Origin of the sequence: Rhizobium sp. L51/94, assembly GCF_019355555.1 — a bacterium.
In the GTDB taxonomy this organism is placed as follows: Bacteria; Pseudomonadota; Alphaproteobacteria; order Rhizobiales; family Rhizobiaceae; genus Rhizobium; species Rhizobium rhododendri.
The window spans coordinates 215,404-239,619 of sequence record NZ_CP072144.1 but is presented as its reverse complement, the minus strand read 5'-3'; the positions used below and the strand labels follow the sequence as shown (position 1 = coordinate 239,619).

Genomic DNA, 24,216 nt, shown 5'->3' with positions numbered 1-24,216 from the left:
CAGCCGTGCTGCACCAGAGGCGATCATCGCGTGTTCGAAAAGTGAACCTTGCTAGGCTTTGGAATAACAGGGTTCTGGACCTGGGTGTCGCTCCAGATGAGTTCTCGACCATCCACCGATGTCACTTCGAGGCGGGAAACAAGAGCACCGTTCTTCTTGTCCACCAGTGAAGATCGCTCTTCCTCGGGAGCGAACAGATTTTCTTCACCCCACTGGCGAAGAGCCACGATGACGGGGAACAATCTGCTTCCCTTGGTTGTCAGCACGTATTCCCGATAGGCTGTGCCATCCGAGGCAGGCGCAGTTTCAAAGATTCCACGCTTCACGAGGTCGCGCAACCTGCTCGCTAATACGCCCTTGCCGATACCCAATCCGGTCTGGAATTCGCTAAAACGGCGGGCGCCATCAAATGCGTCGCGAATAATGAGCAAAGACCACCAATCCCCTATCACATCCAAGGAACGCGCTACCGGGCACCCTGAATTCCAAAGACTGACGCGCTTGACCATCGGCTCTCACTCCATGCAATCATTCTGGTTCTAACTTAGAACTAGAAATAACGCAATCCAGCGGGTCTCATGAACAACAGGATTGAATTCATGCAGAGGATTGCAAGATGGAAGACGGATCGACCTACGCGGCACTCGGACAACAGGTTAAGGGCTTGTCAACCACGCAGACATTGATCGTCGCAGCATCCGCGGGTCTAAGCGTGGCGAATGTCTATTATGCCCAGCCACTGCTCGATATCATGGCACTTGATTTTGGGATGTCATCCGCGGCCACTGGATCTATCGTCACGCTCACGCAGATTGGCTACGGACTGGGCTTAATCTTCATCGTACCGATTGGCGATCTTTTTGACCGTCGATGCCTTATCGTCGGCCAGGGCGTCCTTTCAGCAATTGTCCTGATGGTCGTGGCGACAGCCCGGACGGAGACAATCCTGTTTTCTGGCATGGCCGCCATGGGGCTTCTGGCTGTGGTCGCACAGGTTCTTGTCGGATACGCCGCCGCGTTGGCAACGGTTGCCCAGCGAGGCAAGGTTATCGGTACGGTCACAAGTGGCATCGTGATGGGCATTCTTGCCGCACGATCCATTGCTGGTTCGGTGGCCGACCTCGGCGGTTGGCGTGCGGTCTACATGCTGTCTGCAACGCTTACCCTGTTGATGGTCTGCCTTCTCTTGCGGGCCTTGCCTTCACATCATCCTGAACAGAGGTCAGAAACCTACATTTCTGCGGTCAGCTCGGTGCCGATCATGATCCTGCGTGAACCGGTACTGCTTATCCGAGGCATCCTCGCACTGCTCATTTTTGCTGCGTTCAGCACGTTTTGGACAGCGCTCGTTCTTCCCCTTACAAATCAACCTTTCTCCTACAGCCATACCCAAGTCGGTCTGTTCGGCCTCGTCGGGCTGGCAGGCGCGGTTGCTTCGACATATGCGGGCAAGCTGGCCGACCGAGGACATGCCCATTGGACAACGGGAATTTCCCTGTTGCTCCTGCTGATATCCTGGGGCTGGATCGCCTTTCTTCCAGTTTCAATTCCAATACTGCTGATTGGAGTGGTTTTACTCGATCTGGCAGTTCAGGCGGTGCATGTCACCAGCCTGAGCATCATCGTAGCCTTGAATTTGCAAAAGAGCGGTCGTCTGATCGGAGGCTACATGGTCTTCTACTCAGTCGGCAGTGCGGTCGGGGCAATTGCAACGACAGCGATCTATGCCCGTTTTGATTGGTCAGGTGTCAGCGCGCTGGGAGCAACGTTTAGCCTTGGGGCATTGGCACTATGGTTAGCCACATCTCGGTTCTCGAACATGGATCGGGGAGTCCATTTCCCTGATGGGACGGGCTAATGGCCGCTGTTGGCCGATCGCGCTCACCCGAGACTCCCGCGCCACCCCCTCCTTCACCTCCCATAACAGCCATCGCAAAGCGTGATGGCTCCTGAGCGTCCGGGGTGGAACGTACAGGGCTCCACAACCGTTCTCGTTATGACAATTCCATTTTGGAGAGCATACGATGGTTAAGGCCCTGATAGTCTCAGGCGCTCTTGCGCTTACAACTCTTACCGTTATCGGCTACGCAGCGAGTGCATCCGGTGCGGGTGCGGCTGGTGTCGAGACGATGGCTGCGCCTCCGGGTGCGGTGGTCTCGTTTGTCGAGGGGCAGCCTAACCCGGTGTCGACAGCACTTGTCGAGGAGCCCGTGGTCGTTGGGCAGGCGCTCTCGTCGCATGTGATCCTGGTGCCGGTGCCGGACAATGCGAATTACGCCTATGCGATCGTCAACAACCAGCGGGTGATCGTTGAGCCCTCAAGCCGCAAGGTAATGCAGATCATTCCTTGATCGGCTACTGCAGGCAGTCATGACAAACCCGCCGGTCGCCCGGCGGGTTTGTTCGTTCTGGAGGTCTATCAGTGCTTGCCGAACGACTGGTCGAGCAGGCCGCCGTCCGCGAAATATTCTTTCTGAACCTTGTCCCATGAGCCAAAGACGTCTTCGACCTTCAGCAGCTTGACGTCGGGGAAATCGGCCTTGAACTCGGCGGTGACGGCGGGATCGTTCACGCGGTTGCCGTTTTGCGCCAGGATCCGCTGGCCATCGCCTGTGTAGAGAAAGTCGAGGTAGGATTTGGCTACGTCGCGGGAGCCACGCTTGTCGACGACCTTGTTGACGATGGCGACCGGGAATTCCGCCAGCAGGCTGACTGCGGGCGTCACCACGGCGACCTTGTCGGCGCCGAACTGTTTGGCGATACCGCGCGTCTCCGCCTCGAATGTCACCAGCACGTCGCCGATGTCGCGTTCGACGAAGGTGGTTGTTGCAGCGCGACCGCCGGTGTCGAAGACCGGTACGTTGCTGAACAGCTTCTTGGCGAAGGCAGCCACCTTCGCATCATCGTTGCCATAGGCCTGCTTGGCGAAGGCGACGGCGGCAAGATAGGTGTAGCGGGCATTGCCCGATGTCTTCGGGTTGGGAAAGACGACCTTGACGTCGTCACGCACCAGATCGTCCCAGTTCTTGATGTTCTTCGGGTTGCCGGCCCGCACCAGGAAGGACGGAAAGGAGTAGAAGGGCGAGGCGCCGTTCGGAAACTGCTGCTTCCAATCCGCGGATACAGCGCCCTTTTCGGCGAGGTGGTCAATATCGGTCACCTGGTTGAACGTCACCACGTCGGCATCCAGTCCCTCGATGACGGCACGCGCTTGTGCGGAAGATCCGGCATGGGACTGCTTGACCGTGATGTCCCGGCCGGTGTCGGCCTTGTATTTGGCGACGAATGCCTTGTTGACCGCGACGAAAAGCTCGCGGGAAACATCGTAGGATGCGTTGAGGATCTTGTCCGGCGTTTCGGCCATAGCCGCGCCGGAAAGAGCAGCAGCCAAGGCTGCGCCGAACATCAAGGACCGATACATGAAAACCCCCGGGAAATTCTGAACTATGCCGCAAAATTATGCCAACCCACCTCGCGATACGAGGTATGGATTGGCATCGCTGGCCGCGACTTGGAAAATATTGCTCATTCATCCACATAAACGGGATGGGTATGCTGCAGCGCTATTTCCGGCCCGCATTGCTCCGGCGCGTCAGTAGCCGCGCGTCTTGTCGACCAGGTGCGGAATGGCCTCGCCGCGCTCGAAACGCATGACGTTGCGGGCTATTTCCAGTACGGCGATGCGCGGATGGGTGGGCGCCGCCACATGCGGGCTGACCCGGATATCGGGATGTCGCCAGAATGGATCGCTCTCGGGCAACGGCTCGATGCGGAAGACGTCGAGGACGGCGCCGCTGAGCTGGCCGCTGTCGACGGCAGCAACCAGGTCGGCATCGACGACATGGCCGCCTCGCGCGCCGTTGATGAAAAAGCCACCTCTGGCCTGGGCGTTGAACAGGTCGGAACCGACGATGTTTTCCGTCTCTGACGTCAGGGGTAAAAGATTGACGAGAACATCGGCGCCGGTGACTGCAGCCACCAGGCTATCCCTGCCGGCAAAGGATTGCGCACCCTCGACAGTGCGGCCGCTGCGGCTCCAGACGCGCGTCTTGAACCCGAAGGCGACGAAGTGCCTCGCAACGGGTGTTCCCAATGCACCGGCGCCGAGGATGGTCACGATGCGCTCATGGGCCAGCTTTTCGGCTTGCGGCTGCCAGCGCAATTCGCGCTGGAACCGTTCGTAGAGGCGGATGTTGCGGTGCCAGGACAGCGCCTCTGCCAGTACCCATTCCGTCATCCCTTCCGCCAGCCCATCGTCCACCATCCGCACGATCGGCGTCTTCTCGGCGATTTCGCCGGAACGCAGCAGGTGCTCGATGCCTGCGTTAAGGCTGAGGATAAGCTTCACCTCCGGCAATGCGACCATCAGGCCGGCCTTCGGACGGCCGACGACGAGATAGTCGATCGGCGCTTCGCCCAGCTGCGGCATGTCGATGAGGATCTCGTGGGCGGGAAGTGCCGCTTTGAAGAGGGCAGCCAGCTCTTCGCTGCCTTCGGCAATCAGTAGGCGTTTCATCATTCCATCCTGGTCTTGGCTGCTGTCCGTGCGCACGCGCTCGCCCTTCTGTCGACCATCAGGGCGATCGTCGACAGAAAGAGAGGGTACGGAGGCTAAATCAGTGGGTCGACAGTTCCGTCTGGAACTCTTCGATCGAGCGCTCGAAGATGTCGAAGATATCGTTGATCTGGCTCTGCGTGGTGATCATCGGCGGGCACAGCGCCAGCGAATCGCCGATGGCCCTGGCAATCAGTCCGTTGTTCTGCAGGATGGCAAACAGTTTCGGTCCGAGCATGCCGGGTGCAAAGCCTTCGCGGGGCGCAAGCTCCAGCGCACCGATCAGGCCGGCGCCACGGGCTTCGATTGCCAGTGGGTGTTCGGCCAGGCCCTTGAGGCGCGACAGGAAGTTGCCGCTGAGATCGCGGACGTTGCCAACCAGATCGCGCTCCTCGATGATCGCCAGGTTCTCCAGCGCCACCGCCGCAGCAACGGGATGGCCGGCGGCCGTCACGCCATGACCGAAGGTGCCGATGACTTTGGATTCGTCGGCTATCGGCTGGTAGACCCGGTCGTTGATCAGCAATGCCGAGATCGGCAGGTAAGATGAGGAAAGCTGCTTCGACAGGGTCATGATGTCGGGGCGCATATCGTATGTGATCGATCCGAACATGTTGCCGGTACGTCCGAAACCGCAGATCACCTCGTCGGCGATCAGCAGGATGTCATGCTTGGCAAGCACTGCCTGAATGGCGCTCCAGTAGCCTTCCGGCGGCACGATGACGCCACCGGCGCCCATCAGCGGTTCGCCGATGAAGGCTGCGATCGTTTCCGGCCCTTCGGCCATGATGATTTCTTCGAGCTCTGCGGCCAGCCGCGCCGAAAAGGCCAGCTCGCTTTCGCCGGGCTTGGCAAAGACGCGGTAGTGCGGGCAGCCCGTATGCAGGATACCCGGCATCGGCAGGTCGAACGAGCGATGGTTGTTCGGCAGTCCCGTCAGGCTGGCGCTCGCAAGCGTTACGCCGTGATAGCCTTTGACGCGGGAGATGATCTTCTTCTTGGCGGGAAGGCCCAGCGCATTGGCGCGATAGCGGATCATCTTGACGACGGTATCGTTGGCTTCAGAGCCTGAATTCGTGAAGTACGCCTTCGACATCGGCACAGGCGCCATGCTGATCAGCTTTTCGGCCAGGTCGACGGAGGGTGCGTGGCTCTTCTGCGTGAAGGTGTGATAGTAGGGCAGCTTCTCCATCTGCCGGGCCGCAGCCTCGACAAGTCGCTTTTCGCCAAAGCCGACGCCGACGCACCAGAGGCCGGACATGCCTTCGATGTATTTCTTGCCCTCGTTGTCGTAGACATAGATGCCTTCGCCGCGCTCGATGACCAGTGGCCCTTCGGCCTCGTTCTTCCGCGCGTTCGTATAGGAATGCATGTGGTAGGCGGCATCGCGCGCCTCGACGGAATTGGCTTTATAGGTCACGAGCGTCTCCTTGAATCATCCTCTGTCTACAGTGCAGCAGCGCGCCTTGTTGTCAACGACAGCGTCGCTAGGGCAAGCGATTGGGCGGATTTCTTGACGCAGACCTGCCACTCGGCCGCGAACGACTTTTCGACATTTAATAAGGCTCCCTTGCAGTCACGAATTAGTGAACAAGTGTGACCTTGCATCGGAACCTTTGTTCCAACGGCGGGTTACAGACCCTGTGATACTCAGCCGAAATCGGCTCGATATACGCATAGGGAGTTCAAACATGTCCAAGATGCTTTCTATCGCCGGCCTCGGCCTGGCTCTCGCCGGCAGCATTCTCGTCGGCTCGGCGACCATTGCAAGCGCCCAGAACCTCGACATCCAGGTTGGCCCGAACGGCATACGTCCGGTCATCCGTGACCAGGACCGCGACCACGGCCCACGCGGCGAGTGCAGCCCCCGCGAAGCCATGGCCGCTGCGCGCGACGAAGGATACCGTCATCCGCGCATCGTTCGCGTCACCGATCGCCGCGTGGTGGTCGAAGGCATGACGGAAGAGGGTCTCGACCGCATCACCTTCGCCAATCGCCCCGGTTGCCCGGAAACCTGATCGAAAAATATACCAACCGCTTCAGCCCCGCTTTCACGAGCGGGGCTTTTCATTGCGGTGAAGGCGCTCCTGCCAAGGGTGCTGGAGGTTATCGAGCGCCTGTGCAACAAGCGTTTCGCTGACGGGACGAGTGGGCTGGATAGAGACGGTCATGCGTTTGCTTTTGAAATTTTTGCGGGTCGTCGCAATCCTGGCCGGTGTGGTCGTTGCTTGCGGCATACTCGGCGTGCTCGTACCCCACCCGCCTGCCCGAGATGTCGCCGACGCATCCAGAAACCATCGCATACTGATCCTCAGCAACCCTATCCACACCGATATCGCCATTCCAGTCGATGACGAACTTCGCAGCGAGTTCGACTTCCTGCCATCCGCCGGTCTCGATTTTAAACTCGATGGTGTCCGCTATGTCATCTTCGGATGGGGCGGGCGGGCGTTCTACACGGAGACGCCGACATGGTCGGAGCTGAAGACCATTCCAGTGCTGAAAAGCCTGACCCTTGATCGCTCCGTCATGCATGTGGAACTCGGCGGAGAAATTCCGGTGGGCAGCCCCTATGCCATGACGGTCAATCTCGATGACGCCGGCATGGCAGAGCTGCGCAAGGCGGTACGTCGGAGCTTTGCTGAAAGCGCCGGCGCCCCTTCCGTTTTGAATGGCTTCGCCTACGGTCCCTACGACGCGTTTTACGAGGCCAACGGGTATTTCAATGTGATTGCGGGCTGCAATACATGGACTGCGGCCATGCTGCGGCGCGCGGGTCTCACCACGGGATGGTGGACGCCCATGCCCTTCATGCTGCGGCTGGCGCTCCGGCTTCACAACGGTGCCGACAGCCTGCCCGCCGTGTCGTCCTAGAACTCGGACGGCAGGCAGGCCAGCGGTGCCGGCTCTCGTCATATGGCGAGCTTGGCCTTATAGTCGCCGGATGAGGATTCTCCTGGTCGAAGACAATCGCGAACTCGCATCCTGGCTCGGCAAGGCGCTGAGACAGGCGCATTATGCCGTCGACATCGTCCATGATGGCGAAGATGCCGAGCATTCGCTGAAAGTTGCCTTTTATGCCGCCGTCGTTCTCGATCTTTCATTGCCGAAGCTCGATGGTTTGACGCTGCTCAAGCGCCTGCGGCAGGGCGGCAACAAGGTGCCCGTCATTATCCTGACGGCGAACGCAAGCCTCGACGGTCGCGTTGCCGGATTGGATAGCGGCGCTGACGACTACCTCGCAAAGCCCTTTGAGATGCCGGAGCTCGAAGCCCGCATCCGCGCGCTGGTGCGCCGCGGTCACGACCGGGCAGCACCCGAGATTGTCGTCGGAGATCTGTTCTTCGACGGCGGGACGCGCCAGTTCAAGCTGGCGGGCGATCTCCTTGCACTGACGCCGCGCGAACACTCCGTTCTGGAGCATCTTGTGATGCGGGTCGGCGTGACAGTCAGCAAGGACCGCTTGTCGGAAAGCGTCTTCGGGTTTGATGACGCTGCCGATCCGAGCGCCATCGAGATCTATGTGCATCGCGTCCGCAAGAAGCTGGAGGGCAGCAGCGTCCAGATCGCCACCCTGCGCGGCCTCGGCTATATGTTGCGCCATGCGGAGTGAGGGCGACACCGGCTTCTTTGCAAGGCCAACCCGAGTATTCGCAAGATTGCGCGACAGTCTGCGCGTCCAGCTGCTGACATGGGTGTTGCTGACGCTCGCCGGCGTTATCTGCGTCAATCTCTATCTAAGCTACAAGTCGGCGGAGGCCACGGCCGATCTCGTCACCGATCACACGCTGCTTGCCGCGACGCGGGTGATCGCCGAGGCGATGCGGGTCGATGCATCAGGCACGGTCGAGGCCAACATCCCGCCGGCAGCACTCGAGATGTTCGATACCGGTTTCGGCGACCGGGTGTTCTATCAGGTCATCACCGCCTGGGGCGGCCTTGTGGCCGGCCTGCCGGACCTGCCGCAGCCGAAGGCCCCGCAGCTGGCCGAGGACGGCGTCTTCCGCGGCGATCCGGTGCGGGCCATGACCTTGATCCACCCGATCGTCGGTCTCGGCGAGGACGGGACCATTTCGGTGACGGTGGCCGTCACCCATAACAGCCAATACGCCATGCGCCGCCGCCTTTGGCTTTCGGATTTCACCAAGCAGCTGGCGCTGGTGGTGATCGCCAGCCTGGTAACGATCATCGGCCTGCAGCGGGGGCTGGCGCCGGTGCTCAGGCTGCGCGATGCAGTCAGGGAACGCGGTCGCAATCGGCTAGATCCGCTGTCGCCCGATATGGTGCAGAGCGAGCTGCAACCCCTCGTCCATGCGCTCAACGACCATATGGAGCGGGTACAGAACCAGATGGCGGCCCAGCGCCGGTTTGTCTCCAATGCCGCGCACCAGCTGCGCACGCCGTTGGCGCTGATTTCGACGCAGGCAAGCGTCGCCGCGCGTGAAGGCGACCAGACGAAGCGCGACGAGGCGCTGCAGGCGTTGCGTTTGAGCACCCGACAGGTAACGCGCCTTGCCAGCCAGCTGCTGACGCTGTCGCGCGCCGAGCCCGGCAGTCGACGCCCACGCAGCGATGTCATCGATCTCGCCGCCACTGCTCGTCAGGTGCTGGAAAGCCAGGCGGAGGAAGCGCTGCGCCGTCACATCGATCTGGGCCTGGAGGCCGAAGGGCCAGTGCATGTCGAGGGCGACGGCACGATGCTGCGCGAGATGCTGGTCAATCTGGTCGACAATGCGTTGCGTTACGGCTGTCGCGAGGGCGGCGTCGTCACCGTTTGCGTGCAGCGCGATGGTGCGACGGCGATCCTGACGGTCGAGGACGACGGTCCAGGCATCGCGGAATCGGAGCGTGGACCGGTGTTCGAAAGGTTTTACAGGGTGATGGGCACTGAATCGGAAGGAAGCGGTCTCGGCCTGGCCATCGTGCGCGAGGTCGTTGACGGCGCTGGCGGCACGGTCGAACTCAGCGAGGCTTCGGCGGGTGGTCTGCTGGTCACCATTCGCCTGCCGCTGGCAGTCGTCCTGCCATAGAAAAGGCCGGGTTGGAGCCCGGCCCTTTCTGGATAGATAGGAAGATCTGATGCCTATTGGGCATCCATATGTTGCTGTGGCCGCCACTTGGCCAGTCGGTTCTCGACCATCGTCATGATGAACTCGGCAATCAGTGTGACGAACATAACGAGGATGATTGCAGCAAACATGCCGGCGGCATCGAAGGTGCCCTTGGCAATCGAGATCAACTGGCCGATGCCGTAGCGCGCACCGACGAATTCGCCGACGATGGCGCCGATGATCGCGAAGCCGAAGGACACATGCAGGCTGGCGAAGATCCAGCTCATCGCCGATGGCACGATCACTTCCCGTGTTACCTGCCAGTCGGAGGCGCCGAGGATGCGGGCATTGGCAATCATGTTGCGGTCGGCTTCACGCACGCCCTGGAAGGCGTTGGCGAAAACTACGAAAAACACCATGATGAATGCGAGCGCTACCTTCGACGCAAGGCCGAGGCCCATGATCATGATGAAGATCGGGGCAAGCACGACGCGTGGGATCGAGTTGATCGCCTTGATATAGACCGAGAAGATGTCGGCCAGGAACCGGTTGCGGCCAAGGCCGACGCCGACGAGGACGCCGGTGATCGAGCCTGCGAAGAAGCCGATAAGGGCTTCTTCCATGGTGACCCAGAGATTGTACCAGAGCGAACCTTCGGTCGTGCCCTCGGTCGCCCATTCGTAGAGGCGCGAGGCGATGGAGCTCGGACTGGAATAGAAGAACGGGTCAATTATGTTGAAACGTGACGTCAGTTCCCAGAGCGCGATCGTTATGACGAGAATGGCGATCTGCCAGAAGAGGACAAGCTGCTTGCGCCGGGCGATTAGCTTCAGCGCTGCTGCTTCGATCTCGGCATCCGAGGTGCCGGCGCGGAAAATCGGCGCGATGCCGGTTTCGAGTGTGGTGATTGACATGATCCGATCCTCCCTCAGGCTGCTTCGCTGGCGCGGCTATAGCTGGTCTCGACCTCCTGGCGGAGATCCTCCCAGATGGTCTTGCAATAATCGATGAAGGTCTGCTCGTAGCGGATTTCCGAGACGACGCGGGGACGCGGCAGATCGATCTTGTAGACCGACTTGACCGTCGCCGGTCCTGCTGTCAGCACGTAGACCTTGTCGGCCAGCGCCACGGCCTCCTCGAGATCGTGGGTGACGAAGACGACGGACGCCTTGCGTTCGGCCCAAAGCTTCAGCAGTTCTTCATGCATGACGGTGCGTGTCTGCACGTCGAGCGCCGAGAAGGGCTCGTCCATCAACAGGATTTCCGGCTCGTTGATGAAGGTCTGGGCCAGCGAGACGCGCTTGCGCATGCCGCCTGAAAGCTGGTGGGGATAATGGTGCAGGAAGCGGGTGAGACCGACGCGTGCCAGCCAGTCCTTGGCGAGGCGCTCGGCTTCCGCCTTCGACTTGCCGCGAAACAGCGGCCCGGCCATGACGTTGTCTATGACGTTCTTCCACGGAAACAGCGCATCCGTCTGGAAGACGAAGCCGACGCGCGGATCGATGCCGTCGACCGGACCGCCCATCAGGCGGACTTCGCCGGCGCTCGGCTTGTTAAGGCCGGTTACGAGATTGAGGGTCGTTGACTTTCCGCAGCCTGTCGGGCCGACGACGGCGACGAATTCGCCGCGTTCCACGGTCATGTTGAAATCGCGAAGTGCCGTCAGCGACTTGCCGGTCGGCGAGACGAAGCGCCGGCTGACATTGATCAGCTCGATCGCCGGTCCCTGGGCGTTATCCTGTTGCATTTTCATACCTGGTGCGTGCCTGTCTAGGGGCGTGCACGCCTTGCCCCGGACGATCGATGGACCGCTTCCGATGTCTGCCGGAAGCGGGCAAAAGCGTTTACTTGACGTTCTTGACGTATTCCGTCGTGTACGTCTTCGACAGGTCGATCTGCTTGCCCTTGACGTTCTTCGAGAACTCCGAGAGCACGGTCAGGACTGTCTTCGGACCATCTTCCGGCATCACGCCATCAGGCGTGAACATGCCCTTGCCGGCCTCGAGCGCCTTGATGTAGCCGTCCTTGTCGCCGACGTAGAAATCCTTCGGCATCTTGTCGGCGATCTCGGCTGCAGAATGGGTGTTGATGAAACGCAGCGTCTTGACGAAGGCGTTGGCCAGCTTCTGGGCCTCTTCCTTGTGGCTGTCGATCCACGCATTCTCCATATAAAACGAGGCTGCCGGATAGGTGCCGCCTAGGGCGGCGCGAGTCGATTCGACGGTACGCATGTCGACAAGGATCTTCGCCTCGTCTGTCTTAAGCATGCGCGAAATTGTCGGCTCGGTGGTCATGCCGGCCTGGATCTGGTCCTGCTGCATCGCGGCGATAAACGTGCCGCCGGCGCCGACAGGAATGGTGACAACGTCGCCCGGCTTCAGGCCTGCCTTGGATGCCATGTACAGCGTCAGGAAATTGGTCGACGAGCCGAGGCCGGTGACGCCGAGGTTCTTGCCCTTGAAATCGGCTGGCGACTTGATTTCGGGATGCTTGGTCGACACGAGCTCGACTTCGCCGGGCGCCTGGCTGAACTGCACGAGGGATTCCACGAACTTGCCCTTCGCCTGCAGGTCGACGCAATGGTCGTAGAAACCGACCACGCCCTGAACGGCGCCGGCCAGCAGCTGGTTCTCGGCGTCGACGCCGGCCGCTTCGTTCAGCAGCTCCACATCGAGGCCTTCGTCCTTGAAGTAGCCGAGTGCTTCCGTCAGCTTGGCCGGCAGGTAGATCTGCTTTTCGAAACCGCCGACCATGATGGTGATCTTGTCAGCAGCCTTTGCAGCGGTGGTTGCGCCGAGCGATGCAGCGGCCATGATGGCGGAAAGGGCGACGCAATGAAAAAATGCGTTGGAACGCATGGAATATCTCCTCCTGTTGTTGGCACCGTTCTCAGCCCTTGTCGGGCATGGGCTCCTCCACGATGCGTCTGCAACTTAGCGCTCCAACCTTTCATTCCGCTTTCAGTGGAAAACTTACGCGACACATCCCGTAATCTTTACTCGCGATGCCTGCGCGAAAGCGCTAGACCGAATATATTGCTGACGACCGAAGAGGGACAAACATGAAAATTGCGCTTGCAGCCTTGGCCCTGCTTTGCCTCGCCTCCCCCGCGCTGGCGATATCGCGCTACATCTCCACGGACCGTACATGCGGCGACGTGCAGCAGATTATTGCCAGGGAAAAGGCAGTCCTGCTGCGCTATTCTTCGCGCCGCAGCAACATACAGGTCTATGATCGTTACGTAACAGACAGCGCCAAATGCGACTTCGGATCCTATGCCGCCAGCGCCTATGTTCCGACCAGCGACAATCCCAGCTGCCCGGTTCGAAACTGCCGCTCATCCTCGGCTATCCAGCCCCGATAGGCGCTGCGCTCGCTGATCAAAATATATGCGGTTTGTGAAATTTGCATACAGAGCGCGTTTTTTACGCAACAGGTGTCGTTTTTCGAACAAATTTGGCATATATCGTACCGCAGCGTTTTCCTGAGCATTCCAAGTGGCTGAATGTTAGGGTTGTCATCGCCTTTTGATCCAGGAGACTGTGCAGTGACTGCAAAAGTACCAAACCCAATCGACATTTACGTCGGCTCACGAGTTCGTATGCGACGCCTGATGCTGGGTATGAGCCAGGAGAGGCTTGCCGACCAGATCGGCGTTACATTCCAGCAGGTCCAGAAATACGAAAAAGGCACCAACCGCATTGGTGCCAGCAGGCTGCAGACAATTGCCGGCGTTTTGGCGATCCAGGTCAGCTTTTTCTTCCAGCAGGACAATTCCCAGTCCATCACGACGGATGGCATCGGGCACTTGAACGGCCTCGACGACCTCTCCGAATTCCTGACCTCGAAAGAGGGGCTGGGATTGAACAAGGCTTTTATGAAAATCGGTGACGCCGGCATTCGCCAGTCAATCCTGACGCTCGTGACATCCCTTGCCGACGCATCCGAAGCCGCACCGGCAGCAGTCGCTGTGACGACAGAAGCTCCCATTACACTGCACCATTGAACGCACGGTCGTTTGACCGCTGAGCTGATCCAGAACGCGCGCCCTATGAAATCAGGGCGTGCGTTTTTTTTGATAACACCACATGCCTTTACAGGCGTATTGGCGAGTCTCTCATCTATAAATTCCTTTTAAAGTTGTAACTAAAAATGAGCCGCACCCAAACGCTGTGTCACGGCTGTTGTCACGCGCCAATGTCCAGTGTCTGCGCTATAGAAACCGCGGAATGCGAACAACTTCGGCAGCGCATGTGGGGCAGCAATGACAACGATACTTCCTAATGAAAACAGAGAGATCGATTCCGACACCCTAAAGGAACTGGCATCGATTGCGCGGCTCATCACCTATGCCCGCGAGAGCGCCAAGGGAATGAATGCCGAGTTTCCAGTCTGGTGCCTGGATCTGGCGCTTGGCGCCGTGCTGCAGGAAATGTATGCGGCCCGTGATCCAAAGTCTCTGATGGGCGAAATGGACGACGAGGTCTGCGCCATGGCGCAGCGCCACTGATCCGTCCGCATAGCTTCCTCAAGGGCGCGGCAGCGCGCCCTTGAGGAAGACTTCGAAACAACAGCGTAGATGTTCGTTTCTCGCCTCGCGGCTTGGCCAGTGGTCTAGATTGCCCGGCATGGGAGCCAGCGCTCCCATCACCATGCTGAGCAGCATACGGGCACCGCTTTCGGTATTCCGGATGCTGATTCGCCCGCGTTCGTTTTGTATCCGCAGCCATTCCGCAAGGAGGGTTCGCGATTGCTGCAGGCCGTGTTTGTGCAGCAGCCCGCCGATTTCCGGAAACCTCTCCGCCTCTCCCACGATAAAGTGAATGAACGCCTGGCGATCCCTGTCGACCTCCTCATCGATGTCGATCATGAAGATTTGCTCAAGCGTTTCCATCAGCGGCAGTGTCTCTGTCTCGTCGCGCGGAAGTGCCACCATCGATGCGCGATGAAGGTCGATCATCGCCATGAAAAGCTCTGTCTTGCTGGAAAAAAGCTTGTAGAGTGTCTGCTTGGAGACTTTGCAGCGCATTGCGACCAGATCCATTGTCGTACCGGCGTAACCCATCTGGTGGAAGGTGCTGCGAGCCTCGGCAATGATCATCCTGCGCCGTGTGTCGTCGCTTGCAGTCTGCGGACGGCCACGCGGGCGACGGACAGCTTCTGCAGCAACCGTTCCTTGAGTCTGATTTTTCATTGACAAACTCCGGGAGCAATTGACATTAACGGCTACAGATATATTTGCCATACCGTGTCGTACTGTAAATAACAGGACTGGAAACCGCAACGTGCAAAACTCCGCCTCCTCTTCGCATGTGTCGCAACGCTCGTCTGCTCCGACGGCCCGGGGCCGGAGCGCGTCGATTGGCAGGGTAGTTGCGCTCGCTGCGGCTGGCCTTGGTATGGCCCTGTTGGTTGCCGGTTGCAACGAGCAGAAATCCGGACAGAACAACGCGCCGGCGGTTAAGCCCGAGGTTTCCGCGATAGTGCTGCACCCGCAATCCGTCGCGATTACGGCGGAACTGCCGGGAAGAACCTCCGCCTACCTGACGGCAGACGTGCGCCCGCAGGTCGGCGGCATCATTCGCAGCCGAAACTTCAAGGAAGGCAGCGAAGTCAAGCAGGGCGATATCCTGTACGAGATCGACCCCAGGCCTTATCAGGCATCCTACGACAGCGCCGTGGCGGCGCTTCAGAAGGCGCAGGGTGCACTTCCCAGCGCGCAGGCGAAGGTCGATCGCTACAAGGGTTTGAGCCAGCAGAATGCTGTCAGCCAGCAGGATTTCGACGACGCCAACTCGACACTGTTGCAGGCGAAGGCAGACGTCGCGTCGGCCCAGGCCTCACTTGAAACCGCCCGCATCAATCTCGACTATACGAAGATCCGCGCTCCGATCGACGGTCGCGTCGATGCATCCACCGTTACCGTCGGCGCGCTCGTGACTGCCGACCAGACGACAGCGCTGACGACGATCAACAAGCTCGATCCGATGAATGTCGATGTGACGCAGTCAAGCACCAACCTGTTGAAATTCCGCCGGGCTGTCGACGAAGGCCGCCTGAAGACCAGCGGCGACAATGTTGCCGTGCACCTGACGCTGGAAGACGGCTCGACCTACAAGGAAACGGGCAAGTTCCAGTTTGCCAACGCAACTGTGGCTGAAACCGTCGGCACGATCAGCGTCCGGGTTATCTTCCCCAACCCGGACCGCACTCTTCTGCCCGGCATGTACGTGCGGGCGAATATCGAAGAGGGTGTGGCTCCGAACAGCTTCCTCGTTCCGCAGCGCGCCGTGGCTCGCAACACCAAAGGCGAACCGACAGCAATGTTCGTGACGCCCGAAGGCAAGGTCCAGGCCCGGACGCTGGTCGTCCAGCGCAGCTATGGCAACAGCTGGCTTGTCAGCGAAGGCCTGAAGGACGGCGATCGGGTGATCATCGAAGGCGGCCAGCGCGTCAAGGATGGGCAGGACGTCAACGTTTCGATGGTGACCATCGACGACGCGACCGGCAACATCAAGCAGGCTTCGGCTGACCCGAAAAAGTCGACGGATCAGGCTAGCCTCGTAAATACCGACAAGGGTGCCGCCAGCGGCATCGCGGAGTAAGCTGCACGATGTCACGTTTCTTCATCGACCGCCCCATCTTCGCGTGGGTCATCGCCATCGTCGTCATGCTCGCGGGCGCACTTGCGATCACGACACTGTCGATTTCGCAGTATCCGCAGATCGCTCCGACGACAGTGCGCATCACGGCCAACTACACCGGTGCCGATGCGTCGACGGTCGAAAACTCGGTGACCAAGGTCATCGAGCAGGGCATGACAGGTATCGATAACCTGGACTACATGACCTCGACGTCGACCTCGACCGGTCAGACCTCGATTTCGCTGACGTTCACCAATGCCGCCGATCCTGATACCGCACAGGTTCAGGTGCAAAACAAGCTGTCGCTCGTCCAGTCGCAGCTGCCCAATTCCGTTACCAGCACCGGTATTACCGTCTCGAAATCCACCTCCAACTTCCTGATGGTTATCGGCTTCGTGTCGATGGACGACAAGCTTAATGCCAACGATCTGGCCGACTATGTCGACAGCACCCTGAACGATACGATCAAGCGTGTAGAGGGCGTTGGCGACACGACGCTGTTCGGTTCTAACTACGCCATGCGCATCTGGGTCGATCCGGACAAGCTGGCCAAGTACCAGCTGATGGTCAGCGACGTCTCAACCGCCATCGAAGCCCAGAACAGCCAGGTCGCAGCCGGCCAGCTGGGTGCGTTGCCGCAGCGCAAGGGCCAGGAACTGAACGCAACTGTAACGGCCAAGAGCCGCCTGCAGACACCGCAGCAGTTCGAAAACATCATTCTGAAAAGCCTTCCGAACGGTTCGCTTGTCCGCATCAACGACGTGGCGCGCGTCGAACTCGGCGCAAAGAGCTACGCAAGCTCGAGCACATATAACGGCCATCCGTCTGCCGGTCTTGCCATCCAGCTTGCAGCCGGTGCGAATGCTATCAGCACCGCTGAAGCGGTCGAGTCGACCATCAACGCCCTGAAGCAGACGCTGCCGGCCAATGTCGAGGTCGTCTATCCCTACGACACGACGCCTTTCGTGCGGCTGTCGATCGAAGACGTGGTCAAGACGCTGATCGAGGCCATCGTCCTCGTGTTCATCGTGATGTTCGTCTTCCTGCAGAACCTGCGGGCAACCTTGATCCCGACGCTTGCTGTACCGGTGGTGCTGCTCGGAACCTTCGGCATCCTGTCGCTGTTCGGCTACTCGATCAACAACTTGACCATGTTCGGGATGGTGCTGGCGATCGGCCTGCTCGTCGACGATGCCATCGTCGTGGTTGAAAACGTCGAGCGCGTGATGGAAGAGGAAGACCTTTCCCCACGCGATGCGACGATCAAGTCGATGGGCGAAATCACCGGCGCGCTTGTCGGTATCGCGACTGTGCTATCGGCTGTGTTCATCCCGATGGCGTTCTTCGCGGGCTCCGTCGGCGTCATCTACCGCCAGTTCTCCGTGACCATCGTGTCGGCCATGATCCTCTCGGTCATCGTCGCGCTTATCCTGACGCCGGCACTTTGCGCCACTCTGTTGCGCAAGCCGAAGCACGGTTCGAAGACCAAGGGCGTATTTGGCTGGTTCAACCGCAATTTCGATCGCGGCAGCCATGCCTATCAGCGCGGCGTCGGCGGCATTATCCGGCGCAGCTGGGTCGGCCTCGTCGTATTCGTGCTGATCGTCGTCGGTGTCGGCTTTCTGTTCACGCGTCTGCCGAGCTCGTTCCTGCCGGACGAAGACCAGGGCATCCTGATCACCAGCGTCACCTTGCCACCGGGAGCCACCGATGCCCGCGCTAAGGAAGTGCTGGGACAGGTGCGCGATTATTATCTGAATACCGAGAAAGACTATGTGGACGGCGTCTTTGCCGTTGCCGGCTTTGGCTTCGGTGGCCAGGGGCAGAACATCGGTCTCGCCTTCATCAAGCTGAAGGATTTCGCGTCCCGCACGACTCCGCAATCCAAGGCCCAGGCAATTGCTGGTCGCGCCATGGGGGCGTTTTCGAAAATCAAGGACGGTAGCGTCTTCGCGTTGGCGCCACCGGCTATTCCCGGTTTCGGCTCTTCCAGCGGGTTTGACTTCTACCTCCAAGACGTCAACGGCCAAGGCCATGAGAAGTTGATGGCAGCCCGCAACCAGCTGCTCGGCATGGCGTCCAAAAGCCCGCTCTTGGTCGGTACCCGACCGAACGGCCAGGAGGATCAGCCGCAGTATCAGGTGGAGATCGACCAGGAAAAGGCGAGCGCACTGGATATCTCGCTAGCCGACATCGACACCACGCTGGCAACCGCCTGGGGCGGCAGCTACGTCAACGACTTCATCGACAGGGGCCGCGTCAAACAGGTCTATGTTCAGGCCGATGCGGATTTCCGGATGCAGCCTGAGGATTTCGATCGCTGGTATGTTCGAAATTCCGAAGGCTCCATGGTGCCGTTCTCAGCTTTTGCCACGGGAAGCTGGAGCTTCGGTTCTCCTCGTCTCGAGCGATATAACGGCTCTTCCGCAGTCGAGATCCAAGGTGCTGCAGCGCCGGGGGTCAGCTCCGGTGATGCGATGAACGAAGTCAACAAGCTGGTGTCGCAGTTGCCACCTGGCTTCCGCCTGGAATGGACAGGATTGTCCGAGCAGGAAGAGTTGTCAGGCAGCCAGGCGAGCAAGCTTTACGCCATCTCGATCCTTGTGGTCTTCCTGGCGCTTGCAGCCTTGTACGAGAGCTGGTCGATCCCGCTCGCTGTCATGCTGTCGGTGCCGGTCGGCATCTTCGGGGCCCTTTTGGCGGCGACCCTCTTCGGTCAGTCGAATGACGTGTACTTCAAGGTCGGCCTGCTGACGACGATCGGCCTGGCCGCCAAAAACGCCATTCTGATCGTCGAGTTCGCGCTGGAGCAGCAGAAAAATGGCAAGAGCCTGATCGACGGAACGCTCGAAGCCTCGCGGCAACGCTTGCGGCCGATCCTGATGACGTCTCTCGCGTTTATCCTCGGTGTGATGCCGCTTGCCATCGCCAGTGGCGCAGGTTCCGGCAGCCAGAATTCGATCGGTATCGGCGTCATGGGCGGCATGCTTGCGGCCACCATCCTCGGCGTATTCTTCATTCCGTTGCTGTTCGTCACGACACGGCGGATCTTCAAGGGCAAGAAGCCTGAAGAGGATGTCGCAGCACCGGACGTGAAGCCGGAAGCGACCCACTAAAACGAGACTGAAAGCACAGCCCGGGAGCCGTCAAAAGACCGCTCCCGGGCTGTAGCGATTCCGGGAGGAAGTCGCTATGACAGCTTCAGAGGACATGCCCGTTCGGGAGACGTGACGGGACAGGGAGGGATCATGATCAAGGCACTGCGTATCGAAGCGGAAAACGTAACGCGTTTTCAGGAGATCGAGGCCGCGCCTCTCGGGCCCGGCCAAGTGCGCGTCAGCGTCCGCCATATCGGCCTTTGCGGCAGCGATCTCAACACCTTCAAGGGTCTGAACCCGCTGGTCCAGCTTCCGCGCATCCCGGGCCATGAAATTGGCGGTGTGATCATGGAAGTAGGCGAAGGCGTCTCCGCCGACTATGCGGCAGGCCGGCGCGTTATTGTCATGCCCTATACCAGTTGCGGCAAGTGTACCTCTTGCCGAAAAGGCCGGGTGAATGCCTGCCGTTACAACAAGACGCTGGGAGTCCAGCAGGATGGCGGCCTCGCCGAGGAAATCGTCCTGCCGGCTGAAAAGCTCATCCTCAACGACGTGCTGCCGCCCCGCCATCTCGCCTTGGTCGAGCCATTGTCCGTCGGCTTCCACGCCGTCGAGCGCGGCCGCGTTGCCCGTGGCGACCGCGTCGCAGTGCTCGGCTGCGGCATGATCGGCATGGGCGTACTGATCGCCGCCGTCGCCCGTGGTGCTGAAGTTATCGCGGTCGACCTCAGCCCGGAGAAACGTGCTCTCGCCATGCAGTTCGGCGCCGTCGAGACGATCGATGCCGGCAGCGAGGACGTGGTGGCGCGCGTCATGGCGTGGACAAACGAGGATGGCGTCGATGTCGCGTTCGAGGCGGTCGGCCTGCCCGCTACCTTCACCCAGGCTGTCGATATCGCCTGCTTTGGTGGTCGGGTCGTCTATGTCGGTTATTCCAAGGCGCCGGTCACTTACCAGACGCAGTTCTTCAATCTCAAGGAACTTGACATCATGGGGTCTCGCAATGCCATGATGCAGGACTTCCTGGCCGTCGCCACGCATCTCGAAAAAATCGGCGAAAGCGCCGATGCGTTGATCAGCAAGGTGGTAGCCTTCGACGACGCTGAAACGGCCCTTCCCTATTGGGACGGCAACCGCAATGCCCTGAAGATCATCATAGAGCGCAACGTTTAGGGGTTGCGCGCATCTTTGCTTTTAAACGCGCGCCAGGACGCTTGACAAAGACGGCATGCCTGTATTTTACTCAGGCCTGCCGAATAGGCAAATCTTAACACATGACTTCGATGTCGCCGGGCAGTTTCGCCCCCATGATGCCCCATCCAAGATGGGATCCGCGTCGTGGGGTTTTTCGCGTTTGGGTATTGAACAATGATCGACGCACTAAAGATCGGCATCCTCTTTTCGACGACCGGGCCCTATGCGTCGATGGGTCGGGATGCGCGCGACGGTGCCGAATGTGCCATCGAGGAATTTGCTGCCACCGGCGGGCTGCGCTTAGAGCCCGTCTTCGCCGATCCTCGCGCTGATCTTTCCGCCTATCTGGATGGCGCCCGCCATATGCTGCGCAACGAAGGTTGCCGCCATATCGTCGGCACGATCACCTCGGCGGCGCGCAAGGAAATCATTCCGCTGGTCGAAAAGCATGACGGCCTACTCTGGTACATGTGCCCCTACGAGGGTTTCGAGGCCAACGAGAACGTCATTTATATCGGCGGCTGCCCGAACCAGCACCTGCTGCCGCTCTTCCAGCATCTCATCCCCCGGTACGGCAAGCGCCCCTACCTCGTCGGCGCCAACTATGTGTGGGGCTGGGAAATGAACCGGCTGGCCCGCGAGTTGATTTCCACGGCTGGCGGCGAGGTGCTGGGCGAGCGCTATCTGCCGCTCGAGGAGACTGCGGTTGAGCGCATCGTCGCGGATATTGCCGAGCGCCGGCCGAGCTTCATCCTCAACAATTTGATTGGCCCCTCCAGCTATGCATTTCTGGCGGCCATCCGCGGGCTTTCAGACCGGGACCCGGCCTTCCTGCCGGAGAACTGCCCGGTCGTCAGCTGCGATCTGATGGAGTGCGAACTTGCCGATATCGCCGCAGGTGCGGCCGTCGGGCAGCTTTGCGCCGCCTCCTATTTCGCCAGCATCGTGTCGCCCGAAAATGCTGAGTTCAAGAGCCGCGTGGCGGCGGCTTTCGGGCCGGAGCGCGGCGTGTCCAGCGTTTTTGCCAGCGCCTATACTGCTGTCAAACTTTGCGTCGAGGCCATAATCGCAGCCAGTAGCGACGAGCCGCAGGCAGTGCGACGGGCGCTTCATGGCGCGTCTTGGCCGAGCCTGTTCGGTCCGCTCGCGATCGACCGGCAGACCAACCACGCGGCCCTCCCATTTCATCTCGGACGGATCAATGCCGGCAATGGTTTCGATGTCATCGCCTCGCGTTCGGCCATCCCTGCCGACCCATATCTGACTGCGCGTCACACGATTGCGGAGCCGAAGTTGCGGGTGGTTTCATGAGGGAAACACCGAATTTCACTGGCTGGCACGCCGCGATCCTGCACAGGGAAGACAGCAACACCGAGCGCTTGATCCGCCAGCTGACACTTCTCGGCCTCAGCACATCGCTGCGCTGGGAGCCGCTCTCTGCCATGGAACGTCCGGACCTCGTGATCGTCGATGCCGATCAGGGCTGGGACGGGCTGCTCGCCTCGGCACCCGCGCATCCGGCGGTGCCTGTGATTGCGCTGCTGGGTTCGGAAGCACCGGGCCGCATTGCCTGGGCGCTCGAACAGGGTGCCGGCGCGATCATTGCCAAGCCGGTTGCAAGCTCGGCCGTCTATCCGGCGCTGGTCATGGCGGTCTCCATCCACCAGGAGCGAATGGCGACGCGCTCGAAGATGGATCGTCTGGAGGAGCGCGTACGCATGCGACCGCTCGTTCATGCCGCCGTGCAAAAGATCATGGAGGCGCGGGGCGTCGGGGAAGAGCAGGCCTATACGATCCTGCGCGGCTCGGCCATGCAGCGTAGATTGCCAATGGAACAACTGGCGGCCTTCATTCTCGGCGGCTCCGAACCCTTGCCGGAGGCCGTCTGATGCGTGTCCTGAAATCGATGTTTCGCCAGCCCTCGGCGCTGTTCGGGTTGATCATCGTCATCGCCGTTGTCGTTATGGCGATCGCGGCGCCGCTGCTGGCGCCCTTCAGCCCCGATGACCAGATGTTCGATGGCCTGTCGCTGGATGGCGCGCCGTTGCCGCCCGGCGGCCCCTATCTGCTCGGCACCGATACGCTCGGCCGCGACCTGTTCTCCCGGCTGCTGTTCGGCGCTCGCACCTCGCTGGTCATCGGCCTTGTTGCTAATGGCATTGCGGTCGCCATCGGCCTCTTCATTGGTATTGTCGCTGGTTATGTGGGGGGCTTCTTCGGCAATCTGCTGATGCGCTTCACCGACCTGATGATGGCATTTCCGGCCCTGCTGCTTGCCATTGTGCTGGCGGCCCTGCTGCACCCTAGCCTGTGGATCGTGGCGATGGTCATCGCGCTCGTCAACTGGGTGCAGGTCGCGCGCATCGTCTATACCGAGACGCGCGGATTGGTGGAGCGCGACTTCATGATGGCGGAGCGCTCGCTGGGCGCCGGCCACGGCCGTATCCTGCTTCTGCACATCCTGCCGCATCTGATGCCGACGGCGATCGTCTGGGGCACGCTCGGTATCGCAACGACGGTGCTGCTCGAGGCGACGCTGTCCTTCCTCGGCATCGGCGTACAGCCGCCGCAGCCCTCCTGGGGAAATATCATCTTCGAGAGCCAGAGCTACTTCGAATCCGCCCCCTGGTTGGTGTTCATTCCGGGCGCCGTGATCCTGCTGACCGCTTTGTCGTTCAACCTCGTCGGCGATGCGCTGCGCGACATTCTCGATCCGACCCAGAGAGGGCGCGGCTGATGGCCCTTCTCATTCTCCGCCGACTTGTTCAGGCGGCACTCATCCTGCTCGGCGTCGGCGCCATCACCTTCCTGCTGCTCTACGCACTGCCGGCCGATCCTGCCGTACTGATCGCCGGCCGCAGCGCTACACCGGCAACCGTCGCCGCCATTCGCCATGAACTGGGGCTGGACCAGCCGTTGGTGCTGCAGTTCCTGCATTATCTCAGTGGCATCCTGCATGGCGATCTCGGTCGCTCCTATACGCAGAAGACATCCGTGCTGCCGCTGATCCTCGCCCGCCTACCGGCGACGCTGATCCTCATGGCGGCCGGCATCCTGGTCGAAGTTGTCCTCGGTATCACGCTCGGGACCATTGCCGCCGTGCGCCGCGGTGGCTTTGTCGACCGGCTGGTGATGATGGCGTCCTTCGTCGGGGTGTCCGCCCCGCAATTCGTCGTTGCACTGCTGCTCCTCTACGTCTTTGCGGCGACGCTCGGCTGGTTCCCAATGAGCGGCTACGGCACGCCCAATCATGTGGTGCTGCCGGCCGTCACGCTCGGCATCCTCGGTGCCGGCTGGTATGCGCGCATGGTGCGCTCGGCGATGATCGACGTGCTCAACCAGGATTATGTGCGCACGGCGCGCGCTAAGGGCCTGTCGTCGTCGCGGATCATCTTTCGTCATGCCCTGCCCAACGCCATCCTGCCGATCATCGCCATGATCGGCATCGATATCGGCCAGTTCATGAGCGGTGTCGTCGTGGTCGAGGCCGTCTACGGCTGGCCAGGCATCGGCCAGCTCGCATGGCAGGCCATCCAGCAGGTCGATATCCCGATCATCATGGGCGTCACCATCGTCTCGGCCCTCGCCATCGTCATCGGCAACCTGATCGCCGATATCGTCGCTCCGTTCATCGACCCGCGTATCCGCGCGCAATAACCAAGCAAAAACCAACA

Annotated in this window: 24 protein-coding genes; 16 read left to right on the top strand and 8 right to left on the bottom strand. The window is 60.4% G+C overall.

Features of this window, described 5'->3' with window-relative positions:
- Positions 1-23 precede the first annotated feature (23 nt).
- Positions 24-509 (bottom strand): helix-turn-helix domain-containing protein, encoded by a 486-nt coding sequence (locus tag J5274_RS26910; RefSeq protein WP_142829415.1) that lies wholly within the window; start codon positions 507-509, stop codon positions 24-26.
- A gap of 107 nt (positions 510-616) precedes the next feature.
- Here J5274_RS26910 and J5274_RS26905 point away from each other — a divergent pair, with 107 nt between their 5' ends.
- Together J5274_RS26905 and J5274_RS26900 are read left to right on the top strand one after the other, a co-directional pair.
- On the top strand, positions 617-1,858 hold the full coding sequence (locus tag J5274_RS26905; RefSeq protein ID WP_142825045.1) for an MFS transporter: 1,242 nt from the start codon (positions 617-619) through the stop codon (positions 1,856-1,858).
- A gap of 166 nt (positions 1,859-2,024) precedes the next feature.
- Positions 2,025-2,351, top strand: coding sequence for a DUF1236 domain-containing protein (locus J5274_RS26900; RefSeq protein WP_142825046.1), 327 nt, complete (start codon positions 2,025-2,027; stop codon positions 2,349-2,351).
- Between the two features lie 68 nt (positions 2,352-2,419).
- On the opposite strand, the gene J5274_RS26895 is transcribed toward J5274_RS26900, so the two are convergent.
- From J5274_RS26895 to J5274_RS26885, 3 genes are all read right to left on the bottom strand, one after another.
- On the bottom strand, positions 2,420-3,421 hold the full coding sequence (locus tag J5274_RS26895; protein ID WP_142825047.1) for a sulfate ABC transporter substrate-binding protein: 1,002 nt from the start codon (positions 3,419-3,421) through the stop codon (positions 2,420-2,422).
- 171 nt (positions 3,422-3,592) lie between these two features.
- Positions 3,593-4,516: a glyoxylate/hydroxypyruvate reductase A gene (locus J5274_RS26890; RefSeq protein ID WP_161990950.1), complete on the bottom strand. Its 924-nt coding sequence runs from the start codon at positions 4,514-4,516 to the stop codon at positions 3,593-3,595.
- 100 nt (positions 4,517-4,616) lie between these two features.
- Positions 4,617-5,975 carry an aspartate aminotransferase family protein gene (locus J5274_RS26885; protein WP_142825049.1) on the bottom strand — a complete coding sequence of 453 codons (1,359 nt, stop codon included), beginning with the start codon at positions 5,973-5,975 and terminating at the stop codon, positions 4,617-4,619.
- 271 nt (positions 5,976-6,246) lie between these two features.
- Here J5274_RS26885 and J5274_RS26880 point away from each other — a divergent pair, with 271 nt between their 5' ends.
- The 4 genes from J5274_RS26880 (at position 6,247) to J5274_RS26865 (ending at position 9,585) form a co-directional block, all read left to right on the top strand.
- Positions 6,247-6,573 carry a hypothetical protein gene (locus J5274_RS26880; protein ID WP_142825050.1) on the top strand — a complete coding sequence of 109 codons (327 nt, stop codon included), beginning with the start codon at positions 6,247-6,249 and terminating at the stop codon, positions 6,571-6,573.
- Between the two features lie 151 nt (positions 6,574-6,724).
- A complete protein-coding gene (locus J5274_RS26875) occupies positions 6,725-7,429 on the top strand; it encodes a TIGR02117 family protein (RefSeq protein ID WP_142825051.1) in 705 nt (234 codons plus the stop codon).
- Between the two features lie 70 nt (positions 7,430-7,499).
- Complete coding sequence (locus J5274_RS26870) at positions 7,500-8,168, top strand: response regulator (RefSeq protein ID WP_111221015.1); 669 nt, start codon at positions 7,500-7,502, stop codon at positions 8,166-8,168.
- Positions 8,158-9,585, top strand: coding sequence for a sensor histidine kinase (locus J5274_RS26865; protein ID WP_142829412.1), 1,428 nt, complete (start codon positions 8,158-8,160; stop codon positions 9,583-9,585). The genes J5274_RS26870 and J5274_RS26865 overlap by 11 nt, the downstream gene beginning before the upstream one ends.
- Positions 9,586-9,638: 53 nt before the next feature.
- Here the strand turns inward: J5274_RS26865 and J5274_RS26860 are convergent, their stop codons facing one another.
- The 3 genes from J5274_RS26860 to J5274_RS26850 all read right to left on the bottom strand — a co-directional run bounded on the left by J5274_RS26860 (position 9,639) and on the right by J5274_RS26850 (position 12,464).
- Positions 9,639-10,520 (bottom strand): ABC transporter permease, encoded by an 882-nt coding sequence (locus tag J5274_RS26860; protein WP_142825053.1) that lies wholly within the window; start codon positions 10,518-10,520, stop codon positions 9,639-9,641.
- A gap of 14 nt (positions 10,521-10,534) precedes the next feature.
- Entirely contained in the window at positions 10,535-11,353 is an 819-nt protein-coding gene (locus J5274_RS26855) for an ABC transporter ATP-binding protein (RefSeq protein ID WP_142825054.1), read from the bottom strand.
- 97 nt (positions 11,354-11,450) lie between these two features.
- A complete protein-coding gene (locus J5274_RS26850; RefSeq protein WP_142825055.1) occupies positions 11,451-12,464 on the bottom strand; it encodes an ABC transporter substrate-binding protein in 1,014 nt (337 codons plus the stop codon).
- Between the two features lie 203 nt (positions 12,465-12,667).
- Between J5274_RS26850 and J5274_RS26845 the strand changes: the two genes are divergently transcribed.
- From J5274_RS26845 to J5274_RS26835, 3 genes are all read left to right on the top strand, one after another.
- Positions 12,668-12,970, top strand: a complete 303-nt coding sequence (locus tag J5274_RS26845; RefSeq protein ID WP_142825056.1) for a hypothetical protein — start codon at positions 12,668-12,670, stop codon at positions 12,968-12,970.
- Positions 12,971-13,153: 183 nt separating this feature from the next.
- The gene (locus tag J5274_RS26840) at positions 13,154-13,612 is read left to right on the top strand and encodes a helix-turn-helix domain-containing protein (RefSeq protein ID WP_111221020.1); all 459 of its coding nucleotides are present in this window, start codon (positions 13,154-13,156) and stop codon (positions 13,610-13,612) included.
- Positions 13,613-13,870: 258 nt separating this feature from the next.
- Positions 13,871-14,116, top strand: a complete 246-nt coding sequence (locus J5274_RS26835; RefSeq protein WP_142825057.1) for a hypothetical protein — start codon at positions 13,871-13,873, stop codon at positions 14,114-14,116.
- An 18-nt stretch (positions 14,117-14,134) separates the two neighbouring features.
- Here the strand turns inward: J5274_RS26835 and J5274_RS26830 are convergent, their stop codons facing one another.
- Positions 14,135-14,800 (bottom strand): TetR/AcrR family transcriptional regulator, encoded by a 666-nt coding sequence (locus J5274_RS26830; RefSeq protein ID WP_142825058.1) that lies wholly within the window; start codon positions 14,798-14,800, stop codon positions 14,135-14,137.
- Positions 14,801-15,005: 205 nt separating this feature from the next.
- Here J5274_RS26830 and J5274_RS26825 point away from each other — a divergent pair, with 205 nt between their 5' ends.
- From J5274_RS26825 to J5274_RS26795, 7 genes are all read left to right on the top strand, one after another.
- Positions 15,006-16,211: an efflux RND transporter periplasmic adaptor subunit gene (locus J5274_RS26825; RefSeq protein ID WP_142825059.1), complete on the top strand. Its 1,206-nt coding sequence runs from the start codon at positions 15,006-15,008 to the stop codon at positions 16,209-16,211.
- A gap of 8 nt (positions 16,212-16,219) precedes the next feature.
- Positions 16,220-19,366 carry an efflux RND transporter permease subunit gene (locus J5274_RS26820; RefSeq protein ID WP_142825060.1) on the top strand — a complete coding sequence of 1,049 codons (3,147 nt, stop codon included), beginning with the start codon at positions 16,220-16,222 and terminating at the stop codon, positions 19,364-19,366.
- Positions 19,367-19,498: 132 nt separating this feature from the next.
- Positions 19,499-20,521, top strand: a complete 1,023-nt coding sequence (locus tag J5274_RS26815) for a zinc-binding alcohol dehydrogenase family protein (protein WP_142825061.1) — start codon at positions 19,499-19,501, stop codon at positions 20,519-20,521.
- Positions 20,522-20,716: 195 nt separating this feature from the next.
- Positions 20,717-21,853 (top strand): transporter substrate-binding protein, encoded by a 1,137-nt coding sequence (locus J5274_RS26810; protein ID WP_142825062.1) that lies wholly within the window; start codon positions 20,717-20,719, stop codon positions 21,851-21,853.
- Complete coding sequence (locus J5274_RS26805; protein ID WP_142825063.1) at positions 21,850-22,431, top strand: ANTAR domain-containing response regulator; 582 nt, start codon at positions 21,850-21,852, stop codon at positions 22,429-22,431. Before J5274_RS26810 ends, J5274_RS26805 begins: the two co-directional genes overlap by 4 nt.
- A complete protein-coding gene (locus J5274_RS26800; protein WP_142825064.1) occupies positions 22,431-23,279 on the top strand; it encodes an ABC transporter permease in 849 nt (282 codons plus the stop codon). Before J5274_RS26805 ends, J5274_RS26800 begins: the two co-directional genes overlap by 1 nt.
- Positions 23,279-24,199, top strand: coding sequence for an ABC transporter permease (locus J5274_RS26795; protein ID WP_142825065.1), 921 nt, complete (start codon positions 23,279-23,281; stop codon positions 24,197-24,199). The genes J5274_RS26800 and J5274_RS26795 overlap by 1 nt, the downstream gene beginning before the upstream one ends.
- The last annotated feature ends 17 nt before the right edge of the window (positions 24,200-24,216 follow it).

Bases quoted from the DNA above. Each gene is read 5' to 3' on its own strand.
- J5274_RS26910 (WP_142829415.1), bottom strand. From the start codon at position 509: ATGGTCAAGCGCGTCAGTCTTTGGAATTCAGGGTGCCCGGTAGCGCGT.
- J5274_RS26905 (WP_142825045.1), top strand. From the start codon at position 617: ATGGAAGACGGATCGACCTACGCGGCACTCGGACAACAGGTTAAGGGC.
- J5274_RS26900 (WP_142825046.1), top strand. From the start codon at position 2,025: ATGGTTAAGGCCCTGATAGTCTCAGGCGCTCTTGCGCTTACAACTCTT.
- J5274_RS26895 (WP_142825047.1), bottom strand. From the start codon at position 3,421: ATGTATCGGTCCTTGATGTTCGGCGCAGCCTTGGCTGCTGCTCTTTCC.
- J5274_RS26890 (WP_161990950.1), bottom strand. From the start codon at position 4,516: ATGAAACGCCTACTGATTGCCGAAGGCAGCGAAGAGCTGGCTGCCCTC.
- J5274_RS26880 (WP_142825050.1), top strand. From the start codon at position 6,247: ATGTCCAAGATGCTTTCTATCGCCGGCCTCGGCCTGGCTCTCGCCGGC.
- J5274_RS26875 (WP_142825051.1), top strand. From the start codon at position 6,725: ATGCGTTTGCTTTTGAAATTTTTGCGGGTCGTCGCAATCCTGGCCGGT.
- J5274_RS26870 (WP_111221015.1), top strand. From the start codon at position 7,500: ATGAGGATTCTCCTGGTCGAAGACAATCGCGAACTCGCATCCTGGCTC.
- J5274_RS26865 (WP_142829412.1), top strand. From the start codon at position 8,158: ATGCGGAGTGAGGGCGACACCGGCTTCTTTGCAAGGCCAACCCGAGTA.
- J5274_RS26860 (WP_142825053.1), bottom strand. From the start codon at position 10,520: ATGTCAATCACCACACTCGAAACCGGCATCGCGCCGATTTTCCGCGCC.
- J5274_RS26855 (WP_142825054.1), bottom strand. From the start codon at position 11,353: ATGCAACAGGATAACGCCCAGGGACCGGCGATCGAGCTGATCAATGTC.
- J5274_RS26850 (WP_142825055.1), bottom strand. From the start codon at position 12,464: ATGCGTTCCAACGCATTTTTTCATTGCGTCGCCCTTTCCGCCATCATG.
- J5274_RS26845 (WP_142825056.1), top strand. From the start codon at position 12,668: ATGAAAATTGCGCTTGCAGCCTTGGCCCTGCTTTGCCTCGCCTCCCCC.
- J5274_RS26835 (WP_142825057.1), top strand. From the start codon at position 13,871: ATGACAACGATACTTCCTAATGAAAACAGAGAGATCGATTCCGACACC.
- J5274_RS26830 (WP_142825058.1), bottom strand. From the start codon at position 14,800: ATGAAAAATCAGACTCAAGGAACGGTTGCTGCAGAAGCTGTCCGTCGC.
- J5274_RS26825 (WP_142825059.1), top strand. From the start codon at position 15,006: ATGGCCCTGTTGGTTGCCGGTTGCAACGAGCAGAAATCCGGACAGAAC.
- J5274_RS26820 (WP_142825060.1), top strand. From the start codon at position 16,220: ATGTCACGTTTCTTCATCGACCGCCCCATCTTCGCGTGGGTCATCGCC.
- J5274_RS26815 (WP_142825061.1), top strand. From the start codon at position 19,499: ATGATCAAGGCACTGCGTATCGAAGCGGAAAACGTAACGCGTTTTCAG.
- J5274_RS26810 (WP_142825062.1), top strand. From the start codon at position 20,717: ATGATCGACGCACTAAAGATCGGCATCCTCTTTTCGACGACCGGGCCC.
- J5274_RS26805 (WP_142825063.1), top strand. From the start codon at position 21,850: ATGAGGGAAACACCGAATTTCACTGGCTGGCACGCCGCGATCCTGCAC.
- J5274_RS26800 (WP_142825064.1), top strand. From the start codon at position 22,431: ATGCGTGTCCTGAAATCGATGTTTCGCCAGCCCTCGGCGCTGTTCGGG.
- J5274_RS26795 (WP_142825065.1), top strand. From the start codon at position 23,279: ATGGCCCTTCTCATTCTCCGCCGACTTGTTCAGGCGGCACTCATCCTG.